1 protein-coding gene is annotated in these 1,330 nt (G+C 35.7%); it reads left to right on the plus strand.

Translation table 11 applies throughout. The annotated features are described in order from the left end of the window. Nucleotides 1-1,274, plus strand: a 1,274-nt coding sequence (locus tag J5224_RS28075; protein ID WP_264628399.1) for a hypothetical protein, incomplete at its 5' end; no start/stop codon positions are given. Nucleotides 1,275-1,330 lie beyond the last annotated feature (56 nt).

Raw genomic sequence — 1,330 nt, forward strand, 5'->3', positions numbered from 1 at the left:
CCCTTTATTTTTTATCTAATGATGGCGTGTTTTTTCATGCCAAAGAGGAACCTATCAGCGACGGTATGGTTCCTGTATTTTTCAAAATCTATGGTAAAAAAAATGAGGGTGAGATAGACAAAAATATCATCATTGCTGATGTCTGTATTATCAAGGATTTTGACACAAAGCAGACGATAATCACTACGCCATCAGAAGCTCTTGAAATGGTTTTTAATTTAGATGCTGAGGTATCAAGCGCTTTATCAAAATGGCAAAATTCCGATATTAAACGTGAGCCTTTTGAAACTTCTTTCACATCGTTGGACAACTTGAAAAAAAAATTATTGGATAATGGTGATGTACAACATGTCAAGGATTTTTTCTCTCTCAGCAGTAAAAAATTAGTAACGTCAATAAAATACAGTAATGAATTTATTGATGATTACAAAATTGATGTTCTCGAGAATAAAGATGATTATTCTTTCAATAGTATCACGTCTATTGCAGATTCTCCCTCTCATGCCTATCTTTTTGAGGTATTCAATGATGCCTTTGATAAGACTAAGAAAGATATTTCGAAAGTCCGTATGCTGATCGAAAAACAATCTCCGGAGGTGAAAGACTACGTAGAGAATAGGTTGAGAATTTCTGATTTTTCTGCTCAAAAATTATTCATTGATACGTTATTGATTAAACTGAATCGTATGGATCTTGTTTTTGATGAAAATGATAAATCGAATATTTTTCTAGTCATGAATAAGCATGAAAAAAAACAGACTATGGACAACGGTGACCTGAGTAGGAAAAATAATGTTGCTGGATTTTCATATTCAAACGATCCACTGGATAGAATCTTTATCATGACGGATTTTATTCACGCTAAAGAATATGGGTCACTCCCACCGCACATCAAATCTCAGAAACTCTCTAAGGATACCAAAGCAGTTTCTGCCACTATGTGCCATGAGTCGATCCATGCGTTGGGTCGCCCTGAAGATTATTTTTATCATTATTCTGATGGGAATGGCGATTTTGGCACTATCGAAGAAACGTTAGCACGCACTGAGCTCTATATCCGAGGGAATGTACAGATCAGAGGAGAGTTTCTTCACATGTGCAAACTCTACTTTATGAGCAACCCTGTTTACAGTTCCTATGACTTGGATAGCTTGATCAAACCTGAGAGCTTGAGTCTTTTATTCCAATATGATGATTTCCTACGTGGTGTAATATTAATCAATAACCCAGACACCATCAGCGTGCTGGTCAATGATATTGCAAAGTTTGCGTAATTTATTGTCATAGTGCATTTTTTTTAGTCTGCAACCAGCCATTCATCTGCATCATT

The sequence above is a fragment of the Candidatus Symbiopectobacterium sp. NZEC135 genome, from assembly GCF_025962695.1.